This is a genomic window from Bradyrhizobium sp. CCBAU 45321, from assembly GCF_028128975.1.
Classification (GTDB): domain Bacteria; phylum Pseudomonadota; class Alphaproteobacteria; order Rhizobiales; family Xanthobacteraceae; genus Bradyrhizobium; species Bradyrhizobium yuanmingense.
This window is the reverse complement of sequence record NZ_LFKZ01000068.1, coordinates 1-2,656: the sequence shown is the minus strand read 5'-3', so window position 1 is coordinate 2,656 and position 2,656 is coordinate 1. Positions and strand designations below refer to the sequence as shown.

Annotated in this window: 5 protein-coding genes; 1 reads left to right on the top strand and 4 read right to left on the bottom strand. The window is 58.5% G+C overall.

From position 1 onward, the window contains the following. Positions 1 to 5: 5 nt before the first annotated feature. On the bottom strand, positions 6 to 254 hold the full coding sequence (locus tag ACM43_RS09780) for a tyrosine-type recombinase/integrase (protein WP_271539872.1): 249 nt from the start codon (positions 252 to 254) through the stop codon (positions 6 to 8). 60 nt (positions 255 to 314) lie between these two features. Then, positions 315 to 845: a hypothetical protein gene (locus ACM43_RS38590; protein ID WP_333919206.1), complete on the bottom strand. Its 531-nt coding sequence runs from the start codon at positions 843 to 845 to the stop codon at positions 315 to 317. 169 nt (positions 846 to 1,014) lie between these two features. Here ACM43_RS38590 and ACM43_RS38585 point away from each other — a divergent pair, with 169 nt between their 5' ends. Beyond that, positions 1,015 to 1,173, top strand: coding sequence for a hypothetical protein (locus ACM43_RS38585; protein WP_333919205.1), 159 nt, complete (start codon positions 1,015 to 1,017; stop codon positions 1,171 to 1,173). Positions 1,174 to 1,426: 253 nt separating this feature from the next. Here ACM43_RS38585 and ACM43_RS38580 read toward each other — a convergent pair whose 3' ends face one another. Then, on the bottom strand, positions 1,427 to 1,747 hold the full coding sequence (locus ACM43_RS38580) for an IS4/Tn5 family transposase DNA-binding protein (protein ID WP_050996352.1): 321 nt from the start codon (positions 1,745 to 1,747) through the stop codon (positions 1,427 to 1,429). 223 nt (positions 1,748 to 1,970) lie between these two features. Then, positions 1,971 to 2,656, bottom strand: a 686-nt coding sequence (gene tnpC / locus ACM43_RS09770) for an IS66 family transposase (protein WP_271539871.1), incomplete at its 5' end; no start/stop codon positions are given.

The following is a 2,656-nucleotide window of genomic DNA, read 5'->3' as shown; positions in this document are numbered from 1 at the left end:
CCGCATCACCTCGGCAAAGTCCTTGTAGAACGGCACGTCTTGCCGAATCGGGACCGACGGCCGCAGCGGCGCCCCTTGCGACGAACTGACAGGGTGGCTTGTTGCCAATCAATATCGATGATACGAAGATAAAGAATGTCGCTGGCTCGCAAACCCAGTCGCGCCAACAGCAGCAGGATCGCCCGATCACGCACGCCAGTCGCCGTGGTCTGATCGCATGTTGCAATCAACGTCTCGACATCCGACGAGCAGATGTATCGCGGCAGCGGCGACAGTCGCCACTGCGGAATGATTGTAAGCGCGTATTTTACCTTTCAATTACCCATAGTTGTTACCTCGATTGCAGCTCCAAGCTCGATGTCGTTCAGCCGCGATAGTCCGGGCCAGATCACGGTATTTCCTGGAGGCGGATCGTTGGCTCGGGCCAGGTATCCTCCGAGCCGCGCGATCTTGACGACATAGTGGGAGAGCGTGCTTCGTCGAGAGCAATCACCACCCCGGTCTTTCACCAAATGGTCAAGAAGCTTCATTTCGGGATCCGTCAGCGCCATTTGCGGTATGGCATTCGGCGAGGAGCGATTGAGCATCGTCATCCAGAAGACGCGCCAACTCACAATGCAGAAGACCGCGATCAGATTGACCAGACGCTCAGCAGTTCGCAATTTTGAGTCCTCTGCTTTGCAGCCCGATTTGAGGATCTTATGGAAGACTTCGATCTTCCACCTCAACGCGTACCATTCGATCTTCTCGATGGCGTCCTTGCACGATTGGACAAGATCGGTGAGGAGCTTCCACTCGATTTTCTTTCGCCGCGTCGGCCTTCCGCGCTCTTGAGCATGGATCACGGTCAGAGTGAGTGCGGGATATTTCGTCTGTTTGCCGACGGCGGCAGGATGCGTATCTTTCGATACCTGATCTCAAGAACGGCGTCGTCGGGATCGCTTTTGTCGTCCTTGACGTTGATCCGATGCAGACCCTTGATCGTAACCTCGTCCATTTCGTCGGCAATTTTGTATGATTGCCATCCCCGGCAAGCCGATCAACACAGGTTCGCACCAGGAAATGCGTTCCAACCTCCTCGGCCAGGCAAAACAGCTCATAGATGTCGCTCTCGCGATCACCAATATGAACGCATCGTCCAGGGGCAGCGAGAAGATCGGTCGATTGCCGTAAATTCTCGAGCCAGCGGATGCTCTCCTTCTGCTCGATCGGCACCCGTGTCGGATTGATCTTTCGTTTCAGCGCCGTCGTCCCCTTGAACTTCTTGCGAGTCCAGAACTTGATTGCCGACAGTCCTAGCGGAAGCCCCTCGGTCGTCACGGCGACACTCGAATGCATCAGGATACCGCACTGCGTGCGTCCTGCCGTCTTGCCCGTAAAGCCGATCAGATCCGGCTTCTCGCGCTTGAAGCTGAATTCCGTCGTGTCATGGAGGACGAGGATCGGTCCCTCCGTCGCCGCTACGCGCCCGCGCGTCGCCTCGAAATGACTCGCCAAGAATATCCGCCTCGTCGACCCGCTCGTTGGAGAAGAAGCGATAGGCGGCCTTCGTGTTGGCCCAATCCTGACAAACCAGCGGGATGCTTTGACCCATGTCGCTCCCCATTTGTGCGAGCAATTTGCAGAACCGGCGACCAAGCCGCTCATCCTTAAACTCGCATCCCGCAACTTCCCGATCAACCCACGTCTGGATACCGGTCGTCAGTCGCTGAGCACGCGCCCACGCGCGTTCCTTCACCAAGCCCATCGAGCACCCCGCGCTTCCGAATCAGGGGCTCAACAACGAATCACAACAGATTCTACTGATTCAAGATTTCGGCCGCGGCGCCTCGCTCAAATCCGACGTCAAATGTGGGTAATTGCAAGGTATTTTACCGCACAGGCTACGCGCGCGGCTGGCCGCGGCGTCGCGTGACGCCGGGCCCCAGCAGTGTCATCGGAACGGCTTGGTTGACCTGAGCGTTCGAACGTCAGCCGCTATTCTCAGCTGGCAGGTTTTTTTGAGCGGTGCAGTTGAACGGCAACAGATCTTCGATATCGGCGTCTGGCGCGCGCTGGGGCAATTCGGTGAGCGCGTGACGTAGCCATGCATAGGGATCGACGCCGCATGCCCGGCATGTCAGCACCAAACTGTAGATCACGGCGCGTGCCTTGGCGCCGGCAACGGGGTCGCTGAACAGCCAACTTTTTCGTCTGGTGCAAAACGGCCTGATGTCGCGCTCCAGAACATTGTTATCGATCGGGGCGAGACCGTCACTGGTGTAACGGGTCAGATAATCCCATTGGTTGCGCGCATAGGCGATCGCCTTGCCGGTCAAGCTTTCGGGGAGGACCTTCGGCGCCTGGTCGTCGAGCCAGGTCCGGAAGGCGGCCAATACCGGCAGGCTATGCTGCTGGCGCAGCCGCAAGGTGTATGCGGCGCGCGTTTCGTCGTCGGGCGGCGTCTGGCGCGCCACCCTCTCGACCTCATACAACGCCTCGAAGAACTTGAGCGCATGCAATGGCGGACCGCCGGGCGTCTTCCTGGCCTTGAGCGCATCGGTAAATTTCCTGCGCGCATGCGCCATACAGCCAAGATGGGTCGCGCCTGTCAGCGTGCCCCAGGCGTCATAGCCGTCGCTCATCAACAAGCCGCGATAGCCGGCCAGGAAGGCCT

What these genes read in the sequence shown, in the direction of transcription:
- ACM43_RS38580 (WP_050996352.1), bottom strand. Translation starts at nt 1,747, where the DNA reads ATGGGCTTGGTGAAGGAACGCGCGTGGGCGCGTGCTCAGCGACTGACG.
- ACM43_RS38585 (WP_333919205.1), top strand. Translation starts at nt 1,015, where the DNA reads ATGATTGCCATCCCCGGCAAGCCGATCAACACAGGTTCGCACCAGGAA.